A 315-nucleotide genomic window follows, 5' to 3' on the forward strand; every position below is an offset into this window, starting at 1 on the left:
CGCCGGTGGGTTCAACGGGTGGCGGCAACACTTTAATCTTTTGCGGAAGATGGAGTGTCGCGATGAAGCAGCGTCGTCGGATCTATTACACGGCCAGTCAGCGAGCAGAGATATGGGATCGCTGGCAGCGCGGGGAGTCGATGAGTTCGATCGGACGAAGGTTTGATCGAGAATCATCTTCGGTATTTTCGGTGATTTCGCCGACCGGCGGTATCCGGCCCGCCGATCGCAAGCGGAGCATCCGTGCACTGAGCCTTGCCGAGCGCGAGGAGATTTCGCGGGGCCTGAGCGTCAGTGAACCCTTGCGTGCGATAG

At 59.4% G+C, this 315-nt stretch carries 1 pseudogene; it reads left to right on the plus strand.

Going from position 1 to position 315, the window contains the following annotated elements:
* Positions 1 to 62: 62 nt before the first annotated feature.
* Positions 63 to 315 (plus strand): annotated as a pseudogene (locus ACYPYD_RS15295) (IS30 family transposase); the annotation flags it as partial.

It is taken from the genome of Novosphingobium sp. 11B (genome assembly GCF_054589055.1).